The organism is Kitasatospora sp. NPDC057198 (assembly GCF_042670125.1).
Taxonomy (GTDB): domain Bacteria; phylum Actinomycetota; class Actinomycetes; order Streptomycetales; family Streptomycetaceae; genus Kitasatospora.
Map to the genome: position 1 here is coordinate 15022 of NZ_JBHUWH010000008.1, position 22331 is coordinate 37352.

The 22331-nt window shown below is 74.8% G+C and carries 20 protein-coding genes; 9 read left to right on the top strand and 11 right to left on the bottom strand.

The window, feature by feature from the left end; translation table 11 throughout:
- Window positions 1–95 precede the first annotated feature (95 nt).
- The 4 genes from ACFUEL_RS01980 to ACFUEL_RS01995 form a co-directional block, all read right to left on the bottom strand.
- Window positions 96–1487: a flavin monoamine oxidase family protein gene (locus tag ACFUEL_RS01980; RefSeq protein WP_380233954.1), complete on the bottom strand. Its 1392-nt coding sequence runs from the start codon at window positions 1485–1487 to the stop codon at window positions 96–98.
- Entirely contained in the window at window positions 1484–1849 is a 366-nt protein-coding gene (locus ACFUEL_RS01985; RefSeq protein ID WP_380233955.1) for an acyl carrier protein, read from the bottom strand. The genes ACFUEL_RS01980 and ACFUEL_RS01985 overlap by 4 nt, the downstream gene beginning before the upstream one ends.
- Before the next feature lie 198 nt (window positions 1850–2047).
- A complete protein-coding gene (locus tag ACFUEL_RS01990) occupies window positions 2048–3559 on the bottom strand; it encodes an amino acid adenylation domain-containing protein (RefSeq protein ID WP_380233956.1) in 1512 nt (503 codons plus the stop codon).
- A 574-nt stretch (window positions 3560–4133) separates the two neighbouring features.
- Complete coding sequence (locus ACFUEL_RS01995; RefSeq protein ID WP_380233958.1) at window positions 4134–4571, bottom strand: NUDIX domain-containing protein; 438 nt, start codon at window positions 4569–4571, stop codon at window positions 4134–4136.
- Between the two features lie 152 nt (window positions 4572–4723).
- Between ACFUEL_RS01995 and ACFUEL_RS02000 the strand changes: the two genes are divergently transcribed.
- Both ACFUEL_RS02000 and ACFUEL_RS02005 read left to right on the top strand, forming a co-directional pair.
- Window positions 4724–5974, top strand: coding sequence for a hypothetical protein (locus ACFUEL_RS02000; RefSeq protein WP_380233959.1), 1251 nt, complete (start codon window positions 4724–4726; stop codon window positions 5972–5974).
- A 127-nt stretch (window positions 5975–6101) separates the two neighbouring features.
- Window positions 6102–6719 carry a HEAT repeat domain-containing protein gene (locus ACFUEL_RS02005; protein WP_380233960.1) on the top strand — a complete coding sequence of 206 codons (618 nt, stop codon included), beginning with the start codon at window positions 6102–6104 and terminating at the stop codon, window positions 6717–6719.
- Between the two features lie 127 nt (window positions 6720–6846).
- On the opposite strand, the gene ACFUEL_RS02010 is transcribed toward ACFUEL_RS02005, so the two are convergent.
- Window positions 6847–7224, bottom strand: coding sequence for a winged helix-turn-helix transcriptional regulator (locus tag ACFUEL_RS02010; protein ID WP_380233961.1), 378 nt, complete (start codon window positions 7222–7224; stop codon window positions 6847–6849).
- 96 nt (window positions 7225–7320) lie between these two features.
- Between ACFUEL_RS02010 and ACFUEL_RS02015 the strand changes: the two genes are divergently transcribed.
- Window positions 7321–7671, top strand: coding sequence for a DoxX family protein (locus ACFUEL_RS02015; RefSeq protein ID WP_380233962.1), 351 nt, complete (start codon window positions 7321–7323; stop codon window positions 7669–7671).
- Window positions 7672–7795: 124 nt separating this feature from the next.
- On the opposite strand, the gene ACFUEL_RS02020 is transcribed toward ACFUEL_RS02015, so the two are convergent.
- The 5 genes from ACFUEL_RS02020 to ACFUEL_RS02040 form a co-directional block, all read right to left on the bottom strand.
- On the bottom strand, window positions 7796–8326 hold the full coding sequence (locus tag ACFUEL_RS02020) for an NUDIX hydrolase (RefSeq protein WP_380233963.1): 531 nt from the start codon (window positions 8324–8326) through the stop codon (window positions 7796–7798).
- 100 nt (window positions 8327–8426) lie between these two features.
- The gene (locus ACFUEL_RS02025) at window positions 8427–9095 is read right to left on the bottom strand and encodes a hypothetical protein (protein WP_380233965.1); all 669 of its coding nucleotides are present in this window, start codon (window positions 9093–9095) and stop codon (window positions 8427–8429) included.
- A gap of 156 nt (window positions 9096–9251) precedes the next feature.
- Complete coding sequence (locus tag ACFUEL_RS02030; protein WP_380233966.1) at window positions 9252–9926, bottom strand: hypothetical protein; 675 nt, start codon at window positions 9924–9926, stop codon at window positions 9252–9254.
- The gene (locus ACFUEL_RS02035; protein WP_380233967.1) at window positions 9923–10726 is read right to left on the bottom strand and encodes a hypothetical protein; all 804 of its coding nucleotides are present in this window, start codon (window positions 10724–10726) and stop codon (window positions 9923–9925) included. Before ACFUEL_RS02035 ends, ACFUEL_RS02030 begins: the two co-directional genes overlap by 4 nt.
- A 49-nt stretch (window positions 10727–10775) precedes the next feature.
- Window positions 10776–11165: a VOC family protein gene (locus ACFUEL_RS02040; protein ID WP_380233968.1), complete on the bottom strand. Its 390-nt coding sequence runs from the start codon at window positions 11163–11165 to the stop codon at window positions 10776–10778.
- 217 nt (window positions 11166–11382) lie between these two features.
- Between ACFUEL_RS02040 and ACFUEL_RS02045 the strand changes: the two genes are divergently transcribed.
- The gene (locus ACFUEL_RS02045) at window positions 11383–11793 is read left to right on the top strand and encodes a DUF5958 family protein (RefSeq protein WP_380233969.1); all 411 of its coding nucleotides are present in this window, start codon (window positions 11383–11385) and stop codon (window positions 11791–11793) included.
- A gap of 44 nt (window positions 11794–11837) precedes the next feature.
- On the opposite strand, the gene ACFUEL_RS02050 is transcribed toward ACFUEL_RS02045, so the two are convergent.
- Window positions 11838–12599 (bottom strand): TetR/AcrR family transcriptional regulator, encoded by a 762-nt coding sequence (locus ACFUEL_RS02050; protein ID WP_380233970.1) that lies wholly within the window; start codon window positions 12597–12599, stop codon window positions 11838–11840.
- A gap of 231 nt (window positions 12600–12830) precedes the next feature.
- Between ACFUEL_RS02050 and ACFUEL_RS02055 the strand changes: the two genes are divergently transcribed.
- From ACFUEL_RS02055 to ACFUEL_RS02075, 5 genes are all read left to right on the top strand, one after another.
- Window positions 12831–14381, top strand: coding sequence for an APC family permease (locus ACFUEL_RS02055; RefSeq protein WP_380233971.1), 1551 nt, complete (start codon window positions 12831–12833; stop codon window positions 14379–14381).
- A gap of 46 nt (window positions 14382–14427) precedes the next feature.
- Complete coding sequence (locus ACFUEL_RS02060; protein ID WP_380233972.1) at window positions 14428–16068, top strand: amidohydrolase; 1641 nt, start codon at window positions 14428–14430, stop codon at window positions 16066–16068.
- A 289-nt stretch (window positions 16069–16357) separates the two neighbouring features.
- Complete coding sequence (locus ACFUEL_RS02065; RefSeq protein ID WP_380233973.1) at window positions 16358–17377, top strand: hypothetical protein; 1020 nt, start codon at window positions 16358–16360, stop codon at window positions 17375–17377.
- Between the two features lie 101 nt (window positions 17378–17478).
- Window positions 17479–19365, top strand: a complete 1887-nt coding sequence (locus ACFUEL_RS02070) for an HSP90 family protein (protein WP_380233975.1) — start codon at window positions 17479–17481, stop codon at window positions 19363–19365.
- Complete coding sequence (locus tag ACFUEL_RS02075) at window positions 19365–22310, top strand: tetratricopeptide repeat protein (RefSeq protein WP_380233976.1); 2946 nt, start codon at window positions 19365–19367, stop codon at window positions 22308–22310. The genes ACFUEL_RS02070 and ACFUEL_RS02075 overlap by 1 nt, the downstream gene beginning before the upstream one ends.
- The last annotated feature ends 21 nt before the right edge of the window (window positions 22311–22331 follow it).

Below are 22331 nucleotides of genomic sequence, written 5' to 3' on the forward strand. Positions count from 1 at the left end.
AAGCAGGACTCGTCGCCGGGGCCGCCCTCGTGGGGCGCGCGCCGGGCAGGGGAAAGGTCCGAACGGGCTGGAAACTTCCGTGAACTGACGCCGCGTCAGCCGTCGAGCAGTTCGGCGGCCACCCGGTGGCCGGAGCGGACCGCGCCCTCCAGCAGGCCGAAGAACTCGGTACTGGTCTCCGTCCCGGCGAAGCGCACCCGGCCGTGCGGGGCGGTCAGCGCCGGGCCGAGCACCGACCAGTCGCCGGGGCCGAACAGGGCCGCGTAACAGCCCCTGCTCCACGGCTCGTTGACCCAGTCGGTGAGGTGGAAGCCGATCGGCTCGGGCAGCATCGGGAACAGCCGCCGGGCCTGCGCGAACGCCGCCGCCCGCTGCTCGGCGGGCGACAGAGCCGCGTAGCGGTGCGCCTCCGCGCCGGTCACGAAGCCGGTCAGCACGCCGGGCGAGCCCTCCGGCGGGGTGTCGTCCACCGTGGACAGCAGCGGGCCGGCCGCGTTCACCGACCAGCCGGACAGGCCGTGCGCCCGCCACACCGGCTCCGGGAACACCAGGTGCACCTTCACCGCACAGCCCCGCCCGGTCCGCGCCCCCGCCCGCCGCACCGGCAGCTCGGGCCGGAAGCCGATCGCGTCCGCGAGCAGCGGCGGCACCGCCACCACGGCCGCCTCCGCCCGGTGACTCCCCGCCGCCGTACGGACGGTGACCTGCTCACCGGACTGCTCCACGGCCAGCACCGGTTCGGCGGTGCGCAGCACCCCGCCCGCCGCCAGCAGCCGGTCGGCCAGCCGCTCGCACAGCCGGTGCGCGCCGCCCGCCACCCGGTCCTGCTGGGCGCCGCCCGCGAAGGCGTTCAGGTAGCGCAGGCCGCCGCCCGACCGCAGGTAGAACGCCATGTGCAGGACGGACACCTTCGCCGGGTCGGCCGCCATCATCTCGCCCAGGAACAGCGGGAAGAACAACTTGGCGTCCGGGTGGAGGAGTTCGCGCTCCGCCCAGTCGGCGGCGGTCAGCGCGTCGAGCCGCCCGGCGTCCGGCGACAGCCAGGGCGCGTCCGGGCGGACGGCCGCCGCCAACTCCTCCAGCCGCTCGAACAGTTCGCCCAGGGCCACCGCGTTCAACGGCGGGAAACGCCCCTCCACGGTCACCTCCGGATCGCCGTCCGCACCCAGCGCGAACCGGGCCGCGCCCGCCATCTCCGTCGGCGCGGTCTTCAGGTCGCAGGCGGCCAGCAGGGCGTGCAGCCCGGTGTGCCGGTCGCCCAGGTACGCGGCGCCCGCGTCGATCCACCGCCCCGGCGCGACCTCGATGCCCCGGGTCCGCCCGCCGACCCGCTCCCGGGCCTCCAGCACCGTCACCCGCACGCCCCGCTCCGCCAGCTCCACGGCCGCCGTCAGCCCGGCCGGGCCGGCCCCGACCACGACCACCGAACGCGGCGCACCGGCGGGAACGGACAGCGCGGCGGAGGGGGAGGACGCCGCGGCGCTCACCGGGCGGCCGTGGCGGTGGCGGTGGCGGTGGTGGTGGTTATACCGGTCATGCCGGTCGTGCCGGTCGTGCCGGCCGTGCCGGCCGTGACGCGGGCGGCGAGGCCCGCCGGGGTCGGGTCGGCGAGGAACTCCTCGAAGGTCAGCTCGACGCCGTGGGCGCGCGCCACCGCGCTCAGCACCCGGGTGGCGACCAGCGAATCCCCGCCCAGGAGGAAGAAGTTGCCGTCCGCGGGCACCTCCGCCAGTTCCAGGACGCGGCGGAACACCGCCGTCAGCGAGTCGAGCAGTGGATCGGCGCTCAGCGGGACGCCCAGCGGCGTGGGCGGGACGGCGGACGGGACGGCGGACGTGTCGAGGCTCATGCGGGGTCTCCTTCGACCGGTGCGGGGTGCGCGTGGTCCGTGGTGCCAGCGGTGCGCGAGGTGGTGCGCGGTGCGTGGTACGTGGTGCGTGGTGCGCTGTGCGGTGGTGCGCGGTGCGAGGGTGCGCGTGGTGGTGCGCGGTGCGAGGGGTGCGCGTGGTGGTGCGCGGATGGGGCGGTGGCCTTGCCCGACGGAGCGTCAGTTGGCGTACAGGAGGTGCGAGGCGGCGCGGTCGATCTTGCCGCCGGGGGTGCGGGCCAGCTCCGGGACGACGCTCAGCCGGCTCGGGACGAGGTGCGCGGGCAGGAGTTCCCGCAGGTGGCGCAGGAGTTCGGCGGAGCTGGGCGGGTCCGCCGCGGCCCGGTCGCGCGGGACGACGTAGGCGACCAGTGCGGTGCGTCCGGCCAGGGTGGTAGCGGTGACCGCGGACAGGCCCACCCGGGGATGGCTGCCGAGCGCGGTCTCCACCTCGGCCGGGTCGACCCGGATGCCGCGGATCTTGACCTCGTGGTCGATCCGGCCGCGGTGGGTCAGCACCCCGTCCGGCGCCCGGGAGACCCGGTCGCCGGTGCGGAACCAGCGCCGTCCCGCCCGTTCGGCGAAGCGTGCGGCGGTGGCCTCCGGCAGCCCGGGGTAGCCGGTCGCCAGGGCGGGGCCGCCGATCAGCAACTCGCCTTCCTCGGTGACCAGTTCCTCGACGTGCGGCAGGGCGCGGCCGATCGGCGCGCGCTCGGCCGAGTCCCAGCGGCGGCCCGGCTCCGGGGTGTCGGGGCCGAGCAGGTCCACCGCATGGGTGATCAGGGTGGTCTCGGTGCAGCCGTAGGTGTTCAGCAGCCGGATCCGGGCGCTGTCCGCCAGCCGGCTCCAGTCCGCCAGCCGGGCCGGGTCCGCGGCCTCGCCACCGATCACCACCAGCCGCAGGCAGGACGGGAGTTCGGCGTCCGGGCCGTCCTCGGCGAGGTGCAGCACCAGCTCGTGCCAGAACGCGGTGGGCAGGTCCAGCACGGTGACGCCGCGCCGCTCCACCGCCCGCAGCAGCCGGGGGAACGAGCCCGAGTGCGCCTCCGGGGCGAACACCAGCCGGGCCCCGGCGGTCAGTGCGGGCAGGATCTCCTCGAAGCAGGTGTCCCAGTTCGGCGAGGCGAACTGCAGCACCCGGTCCGCGGGCGTCACCCCGAACAGCCCGCGCAGCGACTCCGCCACCGCCGACACCGCCCGGCGCGGCGTCAGCACCGGCTTCGGCTGCCCGGTCGAACCGGAGGTGAACAGCAGGTACGCCGGATCGTCCGGGGCGGCGGCCACGGTCGCCCGCAACTCTCCCTCCCCGCAGGCCGGTTCGACGTGCGGCAGCCCGAGCAGCGCGGCCTGTCCGGCCGAGCCCACCAGGGCGGTGCAGCCCGCCGCCACCACCATCCGGCGCTGCCGCTCCACCGGGAAGGCCGGGTCCACCGGGACGTACGTGCCGCCCGCCGCGAGGATCCCGAGCAGGGCGACCACGGTCCGCGGGGCGTGCTCCGCGGAGACCGCGACGGGGCCCGGCCGGTCACCCAGCGCAGCGGCCAACCCGCTGACACAAGTGGTGAGTTGACGGTAGTCGAGGGTGCCCTCGGGGGAATCGATGGCGACCCGTTCGGGCCACCGGAGCGCGGTTTGCGCGAACGTGTCGAGCAGGTCCGAACCAGGTCTGTTGACGCCGCCGTTCTTTGACATGCCCGCTCCAAGAAAATGCCCAGAGGTGCCCGTCCGTGCTTCGGCGAACCGGGACTCTACCTCCAGCGATCCGGCCCCACAATGGCTGCCGAGCGGATTATCCGGGCCGCCCCGGATCGCCCCGCGAACCCCTTCGGACCACGACTTGATCACGTTCGGTCATCGGGCGGGGCCGGTCACCGCCACGCCACCCGGCGGCCCCCACTGCCGCCACGGCCACCGCCGCACCAGCACGCTGACGGTGCGTCAGCGAAGCGACGGCGCTTTGCGAAATCGGCCGGGAAAGGAACCGCAAAGTGGACGTGTGCGATAGCCGACCGTCCCGGTCAAGCGCGCTTGGTGAACGAACCGACTTTTCCCGGCCGGATCCCGACCACCGCATTCCGCGCGCCGGAACCGACCCCCCGAAACAATCCGGACCACCGGGAACCCCACACCGCCGGAGCCCACCCCTCCACTCCCGCGCACTCCCGCCCGCCACCACCCGCCGCCCACCCGGCGCCCCACGCGGTGACGGGGCGTGACGGCCAACCGGTCGACCGACCGGACGACCAACCGACCGGACGACGAAGCGCTACCGGGTGGCGGCGGGCAGGCTGCCGTCCTCGAGGGCGTCCAGCAGCGCGGCCTTGATCTGCGGGGGCATCAGGTTCAGCGCCCCGATGGCGTCGGCGGTGAGCGGGACTTCCTGGAGGAGGTACTCGCCGCGGTCGCCCCGGGAGAACTCGGGGCCGGTCCGGGCGGCGAAGTTCCAGGCGGTGACCCGGGCGGTGTAGAAGCGCTCGGTCTCGCCCCTGTCGTTCCTCCAGACGTGGAAGGGGCGCAGGTCGACGGCGGTGCCGGCGATCTCCTCGCGGATCTCGCGCAGCAGGGCCGCCTCCGGGCCGGCGTCCCCGTCCTCCACGCCGCCGCCGACGAGGACCTGGTAGGGGTCGGTGCCGGGACGGACGCGGTGGATGACGAGCATGCCGGCGCGGTCGGTGAGCAGGACGGCGCGGACGCGTTCCCTCATGGCGGGCCTCCGTGGTCGGTGGTGGGCGGGCGGGGCGCTCGGCCGCCGTCGAGGTGCAACGACCGGACGGCGCCGGGGATGCGGCCGGGCCGGCTGCGGTGCCCCGGCCCCGGCGGTGACCTGGGATGACGGGCGGCAGTAGCATCCCGCGGATGACCACCACCATGCTGCTGGTCGACGCCGCCGTCCTCGGCTCCACCGGCACTGCCCTGCTGCTCGGCCCCCGCGCCCTGCGCCCACCCGCCACCGGCGCCGCCGCCACCACGGACACCGCCGCCACGGACACGGGTACGACGGCAGCCGACACCGACACCGATACCGACACCCCCGCCGTCCGGCCCGCCGTCCGGGCCGCCCGTCGGCCGGAGGTGCTGCTGGCGGGGGTGGTCGCACTGATCTACCTGAACCAACTGCTCTGCTCCGCCTACCTGCTGCGGGCGCACGGCGGCGACGCCGGGTACGTCGCCCGCTACCTGCCGCCCGGCTGGTTCGCCGAGCCGACCGGCCACCCGGTGGTCCGGGCCCTGGCCGCGCACCTGCCGGTGCCGGGGCTGTTCGCGCCGACGGTGCTGCGGGTGCAGGCGTTCCTGGAGCTGCCGTTCGTCCTGCTCGCCTACGCGACCGTGCTGCACCGCCTCAGCCCCGCGCTGCTGCGCCGCGTCCTCGGCTCGCCCGCGCTGGTGTGGACGACCGCCGCCTCGTACACCCTGGTGTTCGGCACCGTCGAATGCGCGCTGGCCAACCCGTGGACCGTCCAGGACGTGGCGCTCCGCGTGCTCTCCGCGCTGCTCACCGTCCCGCTGCTGCTCCGCACCGCCCGCCGCGCGCCCGGGGCGGAACGGTGCCCCGGCACCCTCGGGCTGCTGCGCTTCGCCGCCGAACTGTGGGCCGTCGGCACCCTGGTGATGGTGGTGTACGACACCGCGCTGCTCTACAACCTCCGCCACCTGCCCGGCCGTTGGCCCGAGGCCGCACTCGCCCTGGCCGTCCTCGCCGCCACCGGGTACGACCGCCGCCCCACCTCCGCACGGCCCGGCCCCACCGCCCCGGAGCCCGGCCCCGGCACCGCCGCGCTCGCCGTCCTGCTGCGCCGGGCACTCGTGCTGTTCCTGCCCCCGGCCCTCGCGATCCGCTACGGCCTCGGCTACGCGCACCCCTGGCTCTCCGCCGCCGGGGCCGCGCTGGTGGCGGCCGCCGCCCTCGCCGACCGCCGGATCCGCGCGGCGGCCCTGCCACTGGCCCTCGCCGGTACGGTCGCCCTGGCCGCCGCCCTCCTCGCCCTGCACCTGCGCCAGGACACCTACCCCGAGAGCGGCCTGCTCCGCGCGATGGTCGCCCTGCCGGCCGTGGCCGCCCTGCTGCTGGCCCGCACCGACCGCCGAGCCCGGACGGCACCGGGCTGACGGCACCGGGCTGAAGGGCACCGGACTGAGGGCACCGGACCCCTCGGCGCGGGGGGACGCGTACCGCCCTTGTCGGGGCGAGGACCTACCCTGCAACGGCACTGACCGGACCGGACGGGACTTGAGAATGGCACTGACCCTGGACGAAGCCGTGGCGCAGCTCGGCCACCGGCTCTCACCCAAGCGGCGCTCCGCCGCGCTGCGCCTGCGGCGGCTGGCCGATCCGGCGGCGGGCCCGCCGCTGCTGGAGGCGCTCCAGCGGGAGGTCCGCGACGTCCGGACGTGGGAGACCCAGTACCAGTTGGTCATGGCCCTGGGGGAGTGCGGCCACCGGCCCGCCCTCGGGCTGATAAAGGAGCTCGCCCGGCGCCCCATCGAGGCGACCATGGTGTACGTCGCGCTCGGCGACGCCGTCATCCGGTTGAGCCCGCCGGAGGAGACCGCCCGTTCGCTGCGCCGGTGCCTGGAGTCCGGCACCCCGATGCTCGCCGACGGCGCGCTGCGCGCCGTCGCGATGCGGCGGCTCCCCTTGGACGCGGCCGCGATCGACCACCTCCTCGACTTCCTCGCTCCCCTGGCCCCCTACGACGGCCGCCGGTTCTGGGCCGCTGCCGCGGCGGCGGGATGGACGGGCCCCCGGGTCACGGAGTTCCTCCGGGCGTGCGCGGCCGGCCCCCAGGCGGTCGTGGCGGACGCGGCCACCTCGTCCCTGCGGGGCGAGTACCGGACCTACTCGGTGCTGTAGGGGGCCGCCCCGGAGCAGGCCGGGCGGGCCGGGGGCGCCGCTCAACCACCCGCGGTCAGGCGCCGGTTCCAGGTCCGGAGTCGCCCATGAGGCGGGTGGCCTGCTGCCGGACCGCACCGCGGGGGGCCTACAGGTCCGGCCCTTTCGCCGCCTCGGCCGCTTCCCGGAAGGTGACGACCGCCTCGCCGTTCTCCTGCGCCCATGCGGTGAGCATCCTGATGGGCTCCTCCAGGGTGCGCCCGAGATCGGTCAGGCCGTACTCCACGCGCGGCGGCGCCTCGGCGTACGCGTGCCGCTCGACGAGCCCGTTGGCCTGGAGCCGGCGCAGCGTCTGGGTCAGTACCTTGCGCGAGACGCCACCGCTCAGCTCGACCAACTCGCCGTGGCGCAACGGGCCGTCGGTCAGCGCGAAGAGCGTGACCATGGACCACTTGCTGGCGATGATCTCCATGGCCAGGAGGGCGGGACAGTCGGCGAGGAAGGCGATTCCGGGTCGCAGGCTCATGCCCCCGAAGGTTACCTGGAGGTACCTGACGGCCGCCTATCGTCGTCGAAGTGCGCACGCCTCCTTACTCGCATCTCGCACGATCGGGGTTCAGCCATGTTCGTCTCCCTCGCTGTCGTCACCGTGGTCATGGCGGCGTTTCTCCTGGCATCGGCCGGGGCCAAGTTCCTGCGGACGCGGCACATCACCGAGCAGATGTCCGCCCTCGGAGTGCCGCAGGGCCTGATGGCCTTCCTGATCGGCGCCCAGATCGCGGGCGCGGCCGGTGTGGTGGCCGGACTCCGCTGGGGGCCCCTCGGAATCGCCGCCGCGATCGGCCTGACGCTCTACTTCGCCGGGGCGATCGCCTTCCACCTGCGCGTCGGCGACCGCAAGGGCGCGTCCCCGGCGGCGGTCCTCACCGTGGTCTCCGTCGCCCTGATCGTGCTGCGCGCAGCCACCCTCTGACCGCGGACGGCCGGTCCGACGCCTACCCCGCCCGGCTCCGCACCTGCAATCACCACCGCGGACACACCGCACTCGCAGGCCCACCACCCGCCGGCCGCGTTCCCGACCTCACAGGACAGCACACCTAGGGCGCGGCCTGATCGTCGTCGTCGTCGACCAGGCCCAGGTCCAGCGGGGCCCCGCCGGGGCCGTCGCGGAGCAGGGCGGGGAGCAGGACGGCCAGTTCGCGCGGGCGGACGGTCTGGTCGGTGCCGGCCAACTCCTCGACGCTCCACCAGTGGTGGCCGAACTTCGCCTCGCCGGGGTCGACCCGGACGGCGGCGGTCTCGGCGGCGGTCAGGCGCAGCAGGCGGTACTCCTCCCACTGGCGGAAGGGACGGCCGTCGAAGGTGAAGTCGGCGGTGCGGGTCCACACCGGCGGGCCGAGGCGCTCGGCGGGCAGGTCGAGCCCGGTCTCCTCGCGCAACTCCCGGACGGCGGCGGTCAGCGCGTCCTCGCCCTCCTCGGTGCCGCCGCCGACGGTGAACCACCAGCGGCCGCCCGCCGGCCGCGGGTCCCGGGAGCAGAGCAGCAGCAGGCGGTCCCGGTGGTCGAGGAGCAGGAGGCGCGAGGTGTTGCGCAGGGTGCGTGAAGTGCCTTGCGGGTGGGGGTCCATGGCTCCGACCCTACGCCGCATGGCCGCGAACTCCGTTACGTACCAGGCTGGTTGGCGGGAACGGGCCGGGCACCGGCCCGTTCCCGCGGGGCCGGGCGGGTCAGTCGGTGGGCTCCCAGGTCTCGTGCAGCGAGGTGACCGTGCCGCTGCCGTCGGTCTCGTAGACGAAGAGGGGGTCGCAGCTGGCGTCGGCCGGACGGTCGTCCGGGTCGGGGAAGTCGTCGCAGGGCTTGCGGGACTTCACGAAATCGGCGAAGGAGACCTTGTGCGCCTCGAAGTGCGGGTAGTTGGTGGAGGAGGAGCTGACGGTGTTCCCCAGCACGGTGACGGTGAGGTTGGGGGCCACCTTCATGACGGTGGCGTCGCCCGCGGGGTCGTCCAGCTGCCGGCCGTACTGGCCGCACTCCACCTTCTCCTGGTACGCCTTGAGCTGGCCGTTCTTCAGGCTCTCGATCACCAGGATCTTGTGGGTCTTGTAGAACGAGGCGCAGCTGCCCGGGTCCAGGCTGCCCTTCTCGAACGCGGCCTCGTCGGCGGGCTTGACGGCCTCGCCGCCGGCGGGCGCGGCGGCGGCCTTCGAGGTGGAGCCGGACGCGCCCTTGGACGCGGCGGCGGACGGAGCGGCGGCGGAGGATGCGGAGCCGGTGGTGGCGGCGGCGGACTGCGCGGCGGTCGATCCACCGTCCGAGGCGTCCTCCGGGTCACAACCGGTGGCGGCCAGCACGACGGTCAGCAGGGCTGCGGCGGCGGCGAGTTGACGGGTGCGCATACTGATGGGAATCCCCCCATGGGACGGCTGTGCCAGCAGTGACGGTTGGAGAACATACCAACACGCCGGGTGGGCCCGGGAACCGGATCCGGTACTGCCGGCGCCGCCGCCCGGGGCCGGAGGCCGGACGGATCCCGGAGGAAACCGGACGGAACGTCAGAAACCCTTCCTGGAAGGGGAGTTCTCCTCGTCCAGGGAGAGCCGGTAGGAGGCGAACAGCAGCACCGCGGCGGCCGGGTCGATCAGCAGGGAGAGCATCGAGCCCGGCAGCGCCATGGACAGCACCGTCTGGCCCAGCACCACCAGCCCGATCCGCACCGCGGAGCGCCGGTTGTCGCGCAGCAGCCGCCAGGAGCGGCCGAGGCCGCGGCCCTCCAGCAGGACGGCCATCGGCAGCAGCGCGAACACCGCGGCCAGCGCCAGGCCGACCGGGAACAGCGGCAGGGACACCGAGCGCACCAGCGAGTCGCCACCCGTGAACAGCGTCGACGCCAACCAGACCAGCCCGTACGGGTTCACCGCGGAGGTCAGCAGGGCCAGCCGCAGCACGGGGGCGCCCGCCGTCCGCAGCGCCTGCACCAGGTCGCCCTCGCCGCCCAGCAGCCGCAGCCGGGCCGACCAGCGCCAGGCCCCGAGCACCGCGCCGACCGCGAACATCAGCACCGCCGCGGCCGACCGGGCCGCCCCGGCCCCGGCCACGACGCTGCTCAGCACGGACAGCACGACCAGGTGCAGCAGCTCCACCACGAGCAGCTGCCACCAGCAGGCGGCCACCCGCTCCTTGGCGACCGCCCACCACACCGAACCCCGACCCGCCACGTCCTCGATCACGCCCCGACCGTACCGGACGGCCGTCCGGGCTCGAACAGCGCGTCCACCGTCGTGGCGGCGGGTGCGACCGCCTGCGCGGTCGGACGGGCGGCGGGCGAGCGCAGGTAGGTGGCGAACAGCAGCAGCACGGTGACGAACCCCACCGGCGCCGCCAGCGCGTTCACCGAGTCCAGGGCGAGTCGGGAACCGCCCCGGAAGAAGACCGAGCTGTACAGCGACGTGATCGCTGCTCCGGCGAGGCGCGCGCCGAGTGCGATCGCGCACAGCCGCGCGGCCGTCGCCCACCCGCTGCACAGCAGCCGCCAGCAGGCCCGCACCCCGCCGTCCTCCAGGAACGCGACCGTCGGCAGGGCCGCGTTCAGGGCGCCCCCGAGCGCGGTCGGCAGCACCAGCGCCACCCCCAGCAGCCCTCTGTACGTTCCGAGGAACGTGTCGGGCCAGAAGACGATCAGCAGGCCGACCAGGGTCTCCAGCGAGAGCAGCACCGACCAGAGCGCCACCCGGCCGAACTGCCGCCCCGGCACCCGCAGCACGGCCGCCCAGCCCGTCCCCGGCCCGGAGGCCAGCAGGCGTACGGCCACGCCGTACTCGTACGACAGCACCAGGGTGTCCAGCACGACGACCAGCACGCGCCCCACCTGGTAGGACGGCGACAGTGCCCGGAGCACCTCCAGGACGACCAGCTGGACGGCCGTCGCGGCCGCCACCACCGCCAGCAACCGCAGACCGCGGGCCCGCAGCCGGTCCACGACGGTCCCCCACCAACTCGCGCCGCTCCGGCGCCCGTTCTCGATGATCACGGCCGGGAGGCTACCGGGTGCGCCCGACACCGCGGCGCGCGGGCGACCGCTACGGCGCGTGCACGATCTGGATCAGGTTGCCGCAGGTGTCGGCGAAGACCGCGGTGGTGACCGGCCCCATGGCCGTCGGCTCCTGGGTGAAGACCACGCCCAGCGCCCGCAGCCGCTCGTACTCGGCGGGGACGTCGTCCACGGCGAAGGACGCGGCGGGGATGCCGTCCTCGCGCAGCGCCGCCTTGTACGGCGGGACGGCGCGGTGGCCGGAGGGCTCCAGCAGCAGTTCGGTGCCGTCGGGCTGCTCGGGGGAGACCACCGTCAGCCAGCGGGCACCGCCGCCGAGCGGCACGTCGTGCTTCTTCACGAAGCCCAGGACGCCGGTGTAGAAGGCGAGCGCCGCGGCCTGGTCCTCGACGAAGACCGAAGTGAGGTGGATGCGCATGCGGATCTCCTGCGGAGGGGGAACGGACGGGGACGCGGCGACCCTATGACGTCCCCCCGCCGAAAACCGGCGGCACGCCGGGACGCCGGGCTGCTTGGATGGCGTGGAACACCGGCGGCACGGAACACCGGCGGCACGGAACACCGGTGGCACGGAATGTCGGCGGCACGGAATGTCGGCGGCGCGGAACGCCGGCGGCACGGAGGGGGTGGGTGGCATGCGGCAGCCGGAGGAGGACAACGTCCTGCTGATGATCAACCGGGTCGCCCAGGGCCTGCGCAGCACTGAGCAGGGCCTGGAGTGGTTCGCCGGCCTGGAGGGGGAGCAGCGGCAGGTGGCGCTGTACGCCCTGTGGTTCTGCTGCGACCAGGCTCGGGCCGAGGACGCCGACGTGCCCGAGGCGGTCCGCCGGTCGGGCCTCCGGCCGACCCACACCCCGGCCGTCATGCTGGCCCGGGGCGTCCGGAACGCGGGGCGGATCGCCTTCCTGCCCGCCGACGAACAGGTCAAGTCCTACCGCCTGTTGAGCGCGCTGTTCGCGATCGCCGACGAGCGCCGCCGGGGCCGCTGGTGCGCCGACGGCTGCTCGCACCACTGGCACAACCTGCCGGAACAGCAAGGCTTGTGACGGTCCGTCAGTAGTGATCCGGTGCCTGCGGGGGCGGCACCGGGTCAGGACGGCAGCCGGGCGGCGAGCGCGTCGAGCAGCAGGTCGAGGGCCAGCGGGTAGGCGCTGCGCCGCATGTCGGCGGCGAGCAGGTCGGCGGTGGCGGCGATGTTCGGGTGGGTGTCGGGGGAGAGGCCGCGGTAGGCGGTGTCCCAGACGCTGCTGTCGGCGTGCTGGGCGGGGGCGGGCAGGGCGATCGCGGCGGAGTCGAGGACGGCGAAGCCCAGCGCCTGGTCGATGAAGGCGTGGTAGAGGCTGACCGCGTCGGGGTCGGGGAACCCGGCTTCGCGCAGTATGCCGAGCATGGTCTCGATGGCGCGGATCTCGTTGGCCCGGCCGGTGGTGCGGTACGCGGCGAGGACGGCGGCCTGCGGGTGGGCGAGCGAGCGGGCGTGGATGCGCAGGCCGACCTCGCGCAGGTCGGCGCGCCAGTCGCCGGTGGGCCGCCAGCCGTCCAGGCCGAGGCCGATGAGTTCGTCGGCGACGGCGAGCAGCAGGTCGTCGGTGCTGTGGAAGTAGCGGTAGATCGCGCTGGGGTCGGCGCCGAGCGCGAGACCCAGGCGGCGGACGGTGAACGCCTGGGCGCCGTGCTGGCCGACCAGCCGCAGGGCGGTGTCGACGATGACCTGTTCGGAGAGCACGGTGCCGTGCTTGGTGGGGCGCCGGCGGCGGCGCGCGGTCTCGGGGACGACGCGGTCGGGGCGCTCGACAGGGTCGGGGCGGTCGGCGCGCCCGGGGCGGCCGGAACGGTCGGGGCGGTCGGTCATGGCCCGTGAGCCTAGGGCATCCCCCTTACGACAACAGCATTGACGTTCGCCGGGGGCGGGGGTTTCATGGCCTCCCTGCCGGCGGTTCTCCGCCGGTGACCCCCACCCGGCGCGCCGAGCCCCGCGACGCCCGCCGGCGACCGGCGACCCCCCCGCGCCACCGTTCCGGCGCACCCCCACCCGGCGCCCGCCCGCGGGCGTCCCCCCACCACACCTCTCGGCGGTGATCCTTTGGCAACGACGGTCAAGGACCGGGGCTCCGTCCCCGACGGCGGTTCCGGCGGCGGCCCCGCCGCGGGCCCGGACGCGATGCGCAAGTCGGTCGGTGTCGGCGCGGTGGTGGTGATCGCCGCGTCCAGCACGGCCGCCACCACCTCGATCGGCATCGGCCTGGGCCTGATGGCGGGCGTGGTCGGCCTGCACCTGCCGGCCATCATGCTGCTGGCCTTCCTGCCGGTGCTCGGCATCGCCTGCGGCTACGGGCGGCTCAACCGGGTCGAACCGGACGCGGGCAGCTCCTACCGCTGGGTCGGCAAGGCGCTCAACCCGTGGCTCGGCTTCCTGACCGGCTGGGTCAACATCGTCACCACCATCGTCTTCATGGCGTACACCACCACCGTCACCGGCTCGGCGATCATCCAACTGGTCGGTACGGCGGGCCTGCACGCGCTGCCCGGCGTGCGGCTGGACCCGGACTCCAGCTTCCAGTGCACGCTGATCGGCATGCTGGTGCTGCTCACCGCGACGGTGGTCGCCGTCCGCGGCCTCGACCTCGCCGCCAGGCTGCAGAAGTACCTGCTGGTCTTCGAGTACGCGGTGCTGCTCGCGTTCTGCGGCTACGGCCTGTTCGCCGGCGACCAGCCGTTCAGCCTGTCCTGGTACGACCCGTTCGAGATCCCCTCGATGGCGGCGCTCGCCCAGGGCATGGTGCTCGCGGTGTTCTGCTACTGGGGCTTCGAGTCGGTGTTCAGCGTCGGCGAGGAGGTGCACGACCCGAAGGACGCCACCCGCGGCGGCTTCCTGTCGCTGCTGCTGATGCTCGGACTGTTCCTCTTCGCGGGCACCGCCTTCCAGCGGGTGCTGCCGATCGACGAGCTGGCCGACAACGGCACCACCGGCCTGGCGTACTTCGCCGACAAGCTCGCCGACCAGCCGCTGGCCGCGCTGCCGCTGGTCGCCCTCACCTTCTCCGCCGCCGCCTCGCTGCAGGCCGCCGTCATCCCGACCGCCCGCGGCACCTACGCGATGGGCCGCGACGGCACGCTCGGCAGGATCTGGACGCGGCTGCACCCGCGCCACCGCACCCCCGCCGCCGGCACCTGGCTGATCACCGGCATCGCGCTGGCACTGGCCGGGCTGGCACTGGCCATCCCGACCGTCACCGAGCTGATCACCGCCACCGTCAACGCCATCGGCATCGTCGTCGCCCTCTACTACGCGCTGGTCGCCATCGCCTCCGCGGTGCGCTTCCGGCACCTGCTGCGGGAGAGCCCCGTCGAGGGCCTCAAAGCGGTGGTCGCCCCGCTGCTCGGCGCGATCGTGCTGCTCCTGGTCGGCGGCTACCTCGCCCGGACGTTCTACGACTCCACCGACCACTTCGAACTCGCCGCCGACAACGGCTGGTTCGAACTGACCGTGCCCGCCCTGATGATCGGCTCCGGCCTGGTCGCCGCCGCCCGGTCGCGCTGGGGCCGCCGCTCGCCGTACTTCACCGGCGCCACCGACCGGGCCGGCACCGGCACCGGCACCGGCACCGAGACGGAATCCGCCACCCTCACCTGACGAACAGTCAACTCCCGTACCCCACAACGAAAACGGAGCACCACCCATGAACCGTGCCGACCTGCTCTTCACCGGCGGGCCGATCCACACCGGCGACGCCGCCCGCACCCGGGCGAGCGCGCTGGCCGTCACCGGCGGGCGGATCACCGCGGTGGGGCACGACGAGGTACGGGAGTTGGCCGGACCCGGCACCGAAGTCGTCGACCTGCACGGCAAGTTGCTGATCGCCGGCTTCCAGGACGCCCACGTGCACGCCGTCTACGGCGGCCTCGAGATGGCCGCCTGCGACCTCACCGGCACCGTCACCGTCGCCGACTACCTGGCCCGGATCGCCGGGTACGCCGCCGCCCACCCCGACAAGGAGTGGATCACCGGCGGCGGCTGGTCGATGGAGAGCTTCGACGGCGGCCTGCCCACCCGGCAGCTCCTCGACTCCGTCGTCCCCGACCGGCCGGTGCTCCTCGCCAACCGCGACCACCACGGCGCCTGGGCCAACACCCGCGCCCTGGAACTCGCCGGACTCACCCGCGACACCCCCGACCCCGCCGACGGCCGGATCGAACGCGAGGCCGACGGCACCCCCGGCGGCACGCTCCAGGAGGGCGCCGTCGGCCTGGTCGGCCGGCACGCCCCCGCCCCCACCGCCGCCGACCGCCTCGCCGCCCTGCACCGCGCCCAGGCGATGCTGCACTCGCTCGGCATCACCGCCTGGCAGGACGCCCTGCTCGGCGAGTTCGGCGGCAACCCCGACCCCTCCGACGCCTACCTCACCGCCGCCCAGGACGGCACCCTCACCGCCCGCGTCGTCGGCGCCCTGTGGTGGGACCGCGAACGCGGCGCCGACCAGATCCCCGAACTCGTCGCCCGCCGCGAGAAGTTCAGCCACGGACGGTTCCGGGCGAGCTCGGTCAAGATCATGCAGGACGGCATCGCCGAGAACTTCACCGCCGCCCTCACCGCCCCCTACCTGGACGGCTGCGGCTGCGCCACCGGCAACAGCGGCCTCAGCTTCGTCGACCCGGAGGCCCTCAAGGAACACGTCACCGCCCTCGACGCGCTCGACTTCCAGGTGCACTTCCACGCCCTCGGCGACCGCGCCGTCCGCGAGGCCCTGGACGCGGTCGAGGCCGCCGTCACCGCCAACGGCCGCCGCGGCAACCGCCACCACCTGGCCCACCTCCAGGTCGTCCACCCCGACGACCTCGCCCGGTTCGCCGCCCTCGGCGCCCTCGCCAACATCCAGCCGCTGTGGGCCGCCCACGAACCGCAGATGGACGAACTCACCATCCCCTTCCTCGGCCCCCGACGCGCCACCTGGCAGTACCCGTTCGGCAGCCTGCTGCGCACCGGCGCCACCCTCGCCGCCGGCTCCGACTGGCCGGTCTCCAGCGCCGTCCCGATCGACGGCATCCACACCGCCGTCAACCGCCGCGAACCCGGCGCCGGCCCCGACACCCCGGTCTTCCTGCCCGAACAGCGCCTCGACCTGGCCACCGCCCTCGCCGCCTACACCAGCGGCACCGCCCACCTCAACCGCCTCGACGACACCGGTGTCCTGCGCCCCGGCAACCTCGCCGACCTCGTCGTCCTCGACCGCGACCCGTTCGCCGCCCCCGCCGAGCAGATCGCCGAGACCCGCGTCCTGCGCACCTACGTCGGCGGCCGCGCCGTCCACACCGCCGAATAGAGGGCTCCACCAGGGGCTCGGGGAACGGCGAGACCCAGTCTGCGAGCGGTTCACTGCCGTAGCGCGCATCGGCTTCCGGTTCCGTCAAAGACACGCAGCAGCACGAACACTCCGATGGGCTCCGACCCCCAGCAGCACGGACTCGCCGTTCCCCGAGCCCCTGGTGTGCTTGCCCTCCCGCTGAAAACACTTCGCACACCTGTCGCACGGACGTGATAGGAATCTCGATCCGGGGACCGCCACGCGCGGCCCCCACGGGAACGCGAAGCACTTCGGAGGGGACCCAGGAATGGGACTGTTCGCACGGCTGCTCGGCCGCCGCGACGCCGGCGAGGACCACCCGGCGGCCACCGCCGCGTCGACGGCCGCGGCCGCGCCGCCGCAGGAGCGCCCCGTCGTCGACCCGGCGTTCGGTGACGCCGGGCTGGCCAAGCTGCGGGCCTTCGTCGGTGTCGGCTCCTGGCCCGGTGCCAGGGCGCTCCTCGACGGCGCCGCCGACCAGGAGGACCTGACGCTGATGGTCGAGGCCGTCGCGGACGTCAGGGGCGCCGAGGTGCTGATCGGCCGGGCCCTCGCCGCCGCCCCCGACGACCCGCTGCTGCAGCTCGTCCAGGGCGCCCGGCACGTCAGCTGGGCCTGGGAGGCCCGGACCAGGGCCGGCGCCCGGGACGTCACCGAGGAGCAGTGGAAGCTGTTCCACGAGCGGCTGGAGAGCGCCGAGGAGCACCTCTACCGGGCCGCCGAGCTCGACCCGGAGCTGCTCGGCCCCTGGTACTTCCTGCAGATCAGCGGCCGCGGCGCCTCGCTCGACCGGGAGGCCGCCCGCCACCGCTTCGAGGCCGCGCTGCGCCGCCGCCCGCACCACCTCGCCTCGCAGCGCCAGCGCCTCCAGCAGCTGTGCGAGAAGTGGCAGGGCTCGCACGAGCAGATGCACGCCTTCGCCCGCGCCGCGATGCTCGCCGCCCCCGAGGGCGGCCCGCACGGCGAGCTGGTGGCCCGCGCCCACATCGAGCACTGGCTCTCGCTGCCGCCCGAGGAGGACGCCGTGTACATGGCTCAGGAGCACGTCCGCGAGCAGCTGCACGAGGCCGCCGACCGCTCGGTGCGCCACCCCGCGCACGTCCGCGGCCGGGACTGGCCGCTCGCCCACAACGAGTTCGCGATGGCGTTCGCGCTGGCCGGCGAACTCGCCGCCGCGAACCGGCTCTTCGCCGAACTCGGCGACCTCGCCACCGAACGCCCCTGGGCCTACTGGGGCGACCCGGCCGAGGTCTACCACCGCACCCGCCTGCGCTGCGCCGGGCACTGACCCCGGCCGCGCCCGTCCGCAGCCCGCAGCGCCCCGCCGCACCCAGCCGTGCCCCCGGCACCCACAGACCGCCGCCCGCACCAGCCGAAGGACCAGCCCCGGTGACCCCGAACGAGCCCAGCGCGCAGCACACCTTCCAGGTGGACCTGCGCGGCCTGGTCGACCTGCTCTCCCACCACCTGTACTCCAGCCCCCGCGTCTACCTGCGCGAACTGCTGCAGAACGCGGTCGACGCGATCACCGCCCGGCAGGCCCTCGACCCGGCCGCGCCCGCCGGGATCACCGTCACCACCGGCGACGCCTTCTCGGTCTCCGACACCGGTGTCGGCCTGACCGAGGCCGACGTGCACACCTTCCTCGCCACCATCGGCCGCAGCTCCAAGCGGACCGCCGACGGAGACCTGGACGCCGGGCAACTCGCCGACGCCCGCACCGAGTTCATCGGCCAGTTCGGCATCGGCCTGCTGGCCTGCTTCGTGGTCGCCGACGAGATCACCGTCACCACCCGCTCCGCCCGCACCCCCGACGCGCCGGTGGTCGAGTGGCGCGGCCGCTCCGACGGCCGCTACACCATCACCACCCTGCCCGCCGACGCCCGCCCCGAGCCCGGCACCACCGTCACCCTCACCCCGCGCACCGACGCCGAGGAGTGGACCGCCCCGCGCCGCGTCCTCGAACTGGCCCGGCACTACGGCAGCCTGCTGCGCCACCGGGTCACCGTGGTCGACGGCGCCGGGCGCGCCACGCAGATCAACCAGACCCCCGCGCCCTGGGCCCGCCGTCACGACACCCCCGCCGCCCGCCGCGAGGCGCTCACCGCGCACTGCCGCGACACCTTCGACTTCACCCCGCTCGACACCATCGACCTCGACCTGCCGCTGGTCGGCCTCAGCGGCGTCGCCTACGTGCTGCCCGAGGCCGTCCCGCCGTCCCGCCGGGCCGGGCACCGGGTGCACCTCAAGGGCATGCTGCTCTCCGACCAGGCCGACGAACTGCTCCCCGAGTGGGCGTTCTTCGTGCGCTGCGTGGTCGACGCCGAACGGCTGCGCCCCACCGCCTCCCGCGAGGCGCTGTACGCGGACGAGACGCTCGCCGCCGTCCGCGACGCGCTCGGCCTGCGGATCCGCGACTGGCTGACCGACCTGTCCGCCAGCGACCCGGGCCTGCTGCACCGCTTCCTGTCCGTGCACCACCTGGCCGTCAAGTCGCTGGCCCGGCACGACGACGAACTGCTGCGGATGCTGCTGCCCTGGCTGCCGTTCGAGACCACCGACGGCAACGTCACGCTCGACGAGTTCGTCCGCGCCCACCCGGTGGTGCTGGTCACCCGCACCGTCGAGGAGTTCCGCCAGGTCGCCCCGATCGCCGGCGCGGCCGGCCTCGGCGTCATCAACGGCGGCTACACCTACGACCGGGACCTGGTGCACCGGCTGCCCGAGATCCGCACCGGCACCACCGTCGCCGACCTCGACCCGGCCACCGTCACCGCGCACCTGGACAACGTCGACCCGGCCACCGAACTCGCCGCCGCCGCGTTCCTCGCCACCGCCCGCGAAGTCCTCGGCCGCTTCGACTGCGACGTCGCGCTGCGCACCTTCCACCCCAGCAGCGCCCCCGCCCTGCTGCTCGACGACCGCGAGGCCCGGCACGAGCGCACCCGCACCCGACTCGCCGACCAGGCCGACGGGTTGTGGGCCGACATCCTCGGCTCGCTGGGCAGCTCCGCGCCGCGCGCCCAACTCGTGCTCAACCACCTCAACCCGCTGGTGCGCCGGGCCGCCGCCATCCGGCACCCCGAACTCGCCACCACCACCGTCGAGGCGCTCTACGGCCAGGCCCTGCTGCTCGCCCGCCGCCCGCTCAAGGCCAGCGAGTCCGCGCTGCTGAACCGCTCCTTCCTCGCCCTGCTCGACCACGCCATGCTCGGCCACGAGCCCGCCGCCGCCTCCGACCAGGCCGGCCCGACCACGCCGCACCAGGAGTCGTGATGCTCGACACCATCGACGCCGTCCGCGCCGCCCTGCGCGCCAACGACGAACTCCCGCACGGCCGCCCGCGCACCGTCACCGCCGAGGAACTCGTCGACGCCGCCGAGCAGTTCGACGACCCCGAGCTGCTCGCCGTCGCCCTGCTGGAGCTGACCGAGGCGTACGAGTACGACGCCGAGCAGCGCAAGCTGCCGGTCGCCTTCGCCCGGATCGCCAAGCTCCGCAAGGAGCACCCCGACGGCTTCGGCGACTGGGAGAACCACGCCACCGACTGGCGCTACAAGTGGGTCGCCAGCGCGCTGCTCAGCGTCCCCGAGGTGCCGCTGGACGCCGTCCGCCGCTGGCACGGCGAACTGCGCTCGCACTACCTTGCCCAGGGCCACGATCTCCAGCCCTACTACGCCCGGCAGTACCAGCTGGCCGCGCACACCGGCCAGGGCGTCCAGGACGTCTTCGAGCTGTGGGCGACCCGCTGGCGCTCCCGCTACAGCGACTGCCACGCCTGCGAACTGCGCGAGCAGGCCCAGCACTTCGTCCGGCTCGGCGACGACGAACGGGCCCTGGAGGTCTGGCGGCCGGTGTTCTCCGGCGAGCGCTCCTGCTCCGAGGAGCCGCACGTCAGCCGGGCCCTCGCGCTGCTGCCGCTGCTGCGCACCGGCCGGGTCGAGGAGGCCCGCTCCGCGCACCTGACCGGCTACCGCTGGGCCCGCGGCCGCTCCGCCGCCGCCAAGTCGATCGGCCTGCACCTGGAGTTCTGCGCGCTCACCCGCAACGAGCCGCGCGGCCTGGAGATCCTCGCCGAGAACCGGGACCTCTTCGACCGGCACGGCGACCCGCTGGCCCGGCTGCACTTCCTCACCGGCGCCCAACTCCTGCTCGGCCGGCTGGTCGAGGACGGCCACGGCGACGTCCCAGTGGCCGGCCCGCCCGGCGCGCACCGCGCCGCCGCCACCCTGTACGCCGAACTGCGCACCGAGGGCGACGAGTTGGCCGCCCGCTTCGACGCCCGCAACGGCACCGACGCGGTCGGCGAAGCCCGCCGGGCCCGGCTGGCCCGCACCCCGCTGGTCGCCGAACCGCTGCCGCTCGGCCTGCGCGCCGCCACCCCCGCCGAGGCCCCGAAGCCCACCCCCGCGGCCGCCCCGGCCACCCCGGGCCGACCCGCCGACCTGGCCGAACTCGTGACCAAGGCGCGCGAGTTGAGCTTCACCAACCACCCCGAGTCGATCCTGTACTGGAACCGGATCGCCGCCCTGATCGAGGACCCCGACCACCGGCACCCCGAGGACGCCGAGCAGTCCGGCCTCGGCCCGCTCGTCCAGCTGAAGGCCGAACTCGCCCTGGAGCGCGCCTTCGAGGAGCACATCCCGGACGAGCAGGCCGACGCCCTGTACGCCTCGGCCGCCGAACTGTTCGAGCAGGCCGGGTTGACCGCCCGCGCCCTCGCCTGCCGGGCCCGGCTGGCCGGCCCCAAGGAGGGCCGCCCCGGCGACCTCCGGGTGATCCGCGAACTGCGCGCCCAGCTCGAGGAGTTGGTGGAATCCGGAGCCCCGTTCGGCGGCCGCGAACTGGTCGCCGTGCTCCAGGTCCAGGCCAGCGCCGAACTGCGCGCCGTCTTCCAGAGCACCTCCGAGGAGGGCGGCCCCGACCTCCCCCGCCCGGACCCGGACCCGGAGGAGCTCGCCGAGGCCGAGGCCACCCTCGAACTGCTCCACACCGAGGCGGCCCGCCACGGCCTCCCGCACCGCCAGGCCAACGCCCGCCTGTTCGGCGCCCGGATCCGCTTCCTGGCCGAACGCCAGCAGGAGGGCGCCGACTTCGCCGAGTCCGAGCGGCTGGTCACCGAGGCCGAGCGGCTGATCGAACAGGCCGCCGCCCCCTGGCGGCTCGCCCACGTCCACAGCCAGCGCGGCGAACTCGCCTTCTGCCGGGGAGAGCTGGAAGAGGCGGTGGAGCACTTCCAGCGGTCCACCGAGGTCTCCGCCCGGTACGGCGACCGCTCCAGCGCCGCCGCCCGGGTCCACGCGGGCCTGGCCCGCGCCCACCTCTGCCTGGGCCGCCACGCCGAGGCCGCCCGGGCGCTCACCGAGGCCGCCGCCCGCTACGACCGCCTCGGCGAGGCCGGCGAGGCCGCGTCCGCCCGCATCATGCTCGGCCAGGCGCTGAGCAGCGCCGGACGCCCCGACGACGGCGTGGCCGTCCTCGAATCCGTGCTGCTGGAGCCCGCGTTCGCCGAACTCGACGTCCGCGAACAGGCCCAGGCCCGGCTCACCCTGGCGCGCGGCCTGCGCGGGGCCGGCGAACCCCGGGCCGCCGCCGAGGAGTACCTGCTGCTCGCCGACCGGGTCGCCGACTTCGAGGAGAAGCACATCCTCACCATGGTCGCCGCCGAAGCCGCCGTCGCCCTCGCCGCCGCCGAACAGTGGCCCGCCGCCGACCTCACTCGGCAGCGCGCCCTGGAGGCGCACCGGGCCGGCCCGCACCCCGACTCGGTCTTCGACATGCTGCTGCGCCAGGCCCGCCACCTCGCCGAACTGCACGACGAGGCGCACCCCGAGGCCGCCGACCAGGCGCTGGCCCGGCTGACGGAGGCCGCCGAAGTGGCGGCGACCGCCGAACGCGAGGGCCAGGACTTCGACTACGGCTGCCCCGACGGCACCCTGCACGACACCCGGGCCCGCACCCTGAGCACCCTGGGCCGGGACGAGGAGGCGCTCGCCGAGATGGAACTCGCCATCGCCGCGTTCGCCGCCCTGGGCGCCGACGCGTACCACGGGCAGGCCGAGTCGATCCGGGTCGCCGCCGTCCTGGAGGCCGGCCGCCTCGACCGCCCCGACGCCGCCCGGGCCCGCCTGGACGCCGCCATCGCGGAACTCACCGCCGCCGACGCCCCCGACGCCGCCGAACCACTGGTCGAACTCCGCTCCCACCTCGCCCGCCGCTGAAGCCGCCGGCGGGTACGCCGG

Coding starts and splice junctions, on each gene's coding strand:
- ACFUEL_RS01985 (WP_380233955.1), bottom strand. CDS start 1,849: ATGAGCCTCGACACGTCCGCCGTCCCGTCCGCCGTCCCGCCCACGCCG.
- ACFUEL_RS01990 (WP_380233956.1), bottom strand. CDS start 3,559: ATGTCAAAGAACGGCGGCGTCAACAGACCTGGTTCGGACCTGCTCGAC.
- ACFUEL_RS01995 (WP_380233958.1), bottom strand. CDS start 4,571: ATGAGGGAACGCGTCCGCGCCGTCCTGCTCACCGACCGCGCCGGCATG.
- ACFUEL_RS02000 (WP_380233959.1), top strand. CDS start 4,724: ATGACCACCACCATGCTGCTGGTCGACGCCGCCGTCCTCGGCTCCACC.
- ACFUEL_RS02005 (WP_380233960.1), top strand. CDS start 6,102: ATGGCACTGACCCTGGACGAAGCCGTGGCGCAGCTCGGCCACCGGCTC.
- ACFUEL_RS02010 (WP_380233961.1), bottom strand. CDS start 7,224: ATGAGCCTGCGACCCGGAATCGCCTTCCTCGCCGACTGTCCCGCCCTC.
- ACFUEL_RS02015 (WP_380233962.1), top strand. CDS start 7,321: ATGTTCGTCTCCCTCGCTGTCGTCACCGTGGTCATGGCGGCGTTTCTC.
- ACFUEL_RS02020 (WP_380233963.1), bottom strand. CDS start 8,326: ATGGACCCCCACCCGCAAGGCACTTCACGCACCCTGCGCAACACCTCG.
- ACFUEL_RS02025 (WP_380233965.1), bottom strand. CDS start 9,095: ATGCGCACCCGTCAACTCGCCGCCGCCGCAGCCCTGCTGACCGTCGTG.
- ACFUEL_RS02040 (WP_380233968.1), bottom strand. CDS start 11,165: ATGCGCATCCACCTCACTTCGGTCTTCGTCGAGGACCAGGCCGCGGCG.
- ACFUEL_RS02045 (WP_380233969.1), top strand. CDS start 11,383: ATGCGGCAGCCGGAGGAGGACAACGTCCTGCTGATGATCAACCGGGTC.
- ACFUEL_RS02050 (WP_380233970.1), bottom strand. CDS start 12,599: ATGACCGACCGCCCCGACCGTTCCGGCCGCCCCGGGCGCGCCGACCGC.
- ACFUEL_RS02060 (WP_380233972.1), top strand. CDS start 14,428: ATGAACCGTGCCGACCTGCTCTTCACCGGCGGGCCGATCCACACCGGC.
- ACFUEL_RS02065 (WP_380233973.1), top strand. CDS start 16,358: ATGGGACTGTTCGCACGGCTGCTCGGCCGCCGCGACGCCGGCGAGGAC.
- ACFUEL_RS02075 (WP_380233976.1), top strand. CDS start 19,365: ATGCTCGACACCATCGACGCCGTCCGCGCCGCCCTGCGCGCCAACGAC.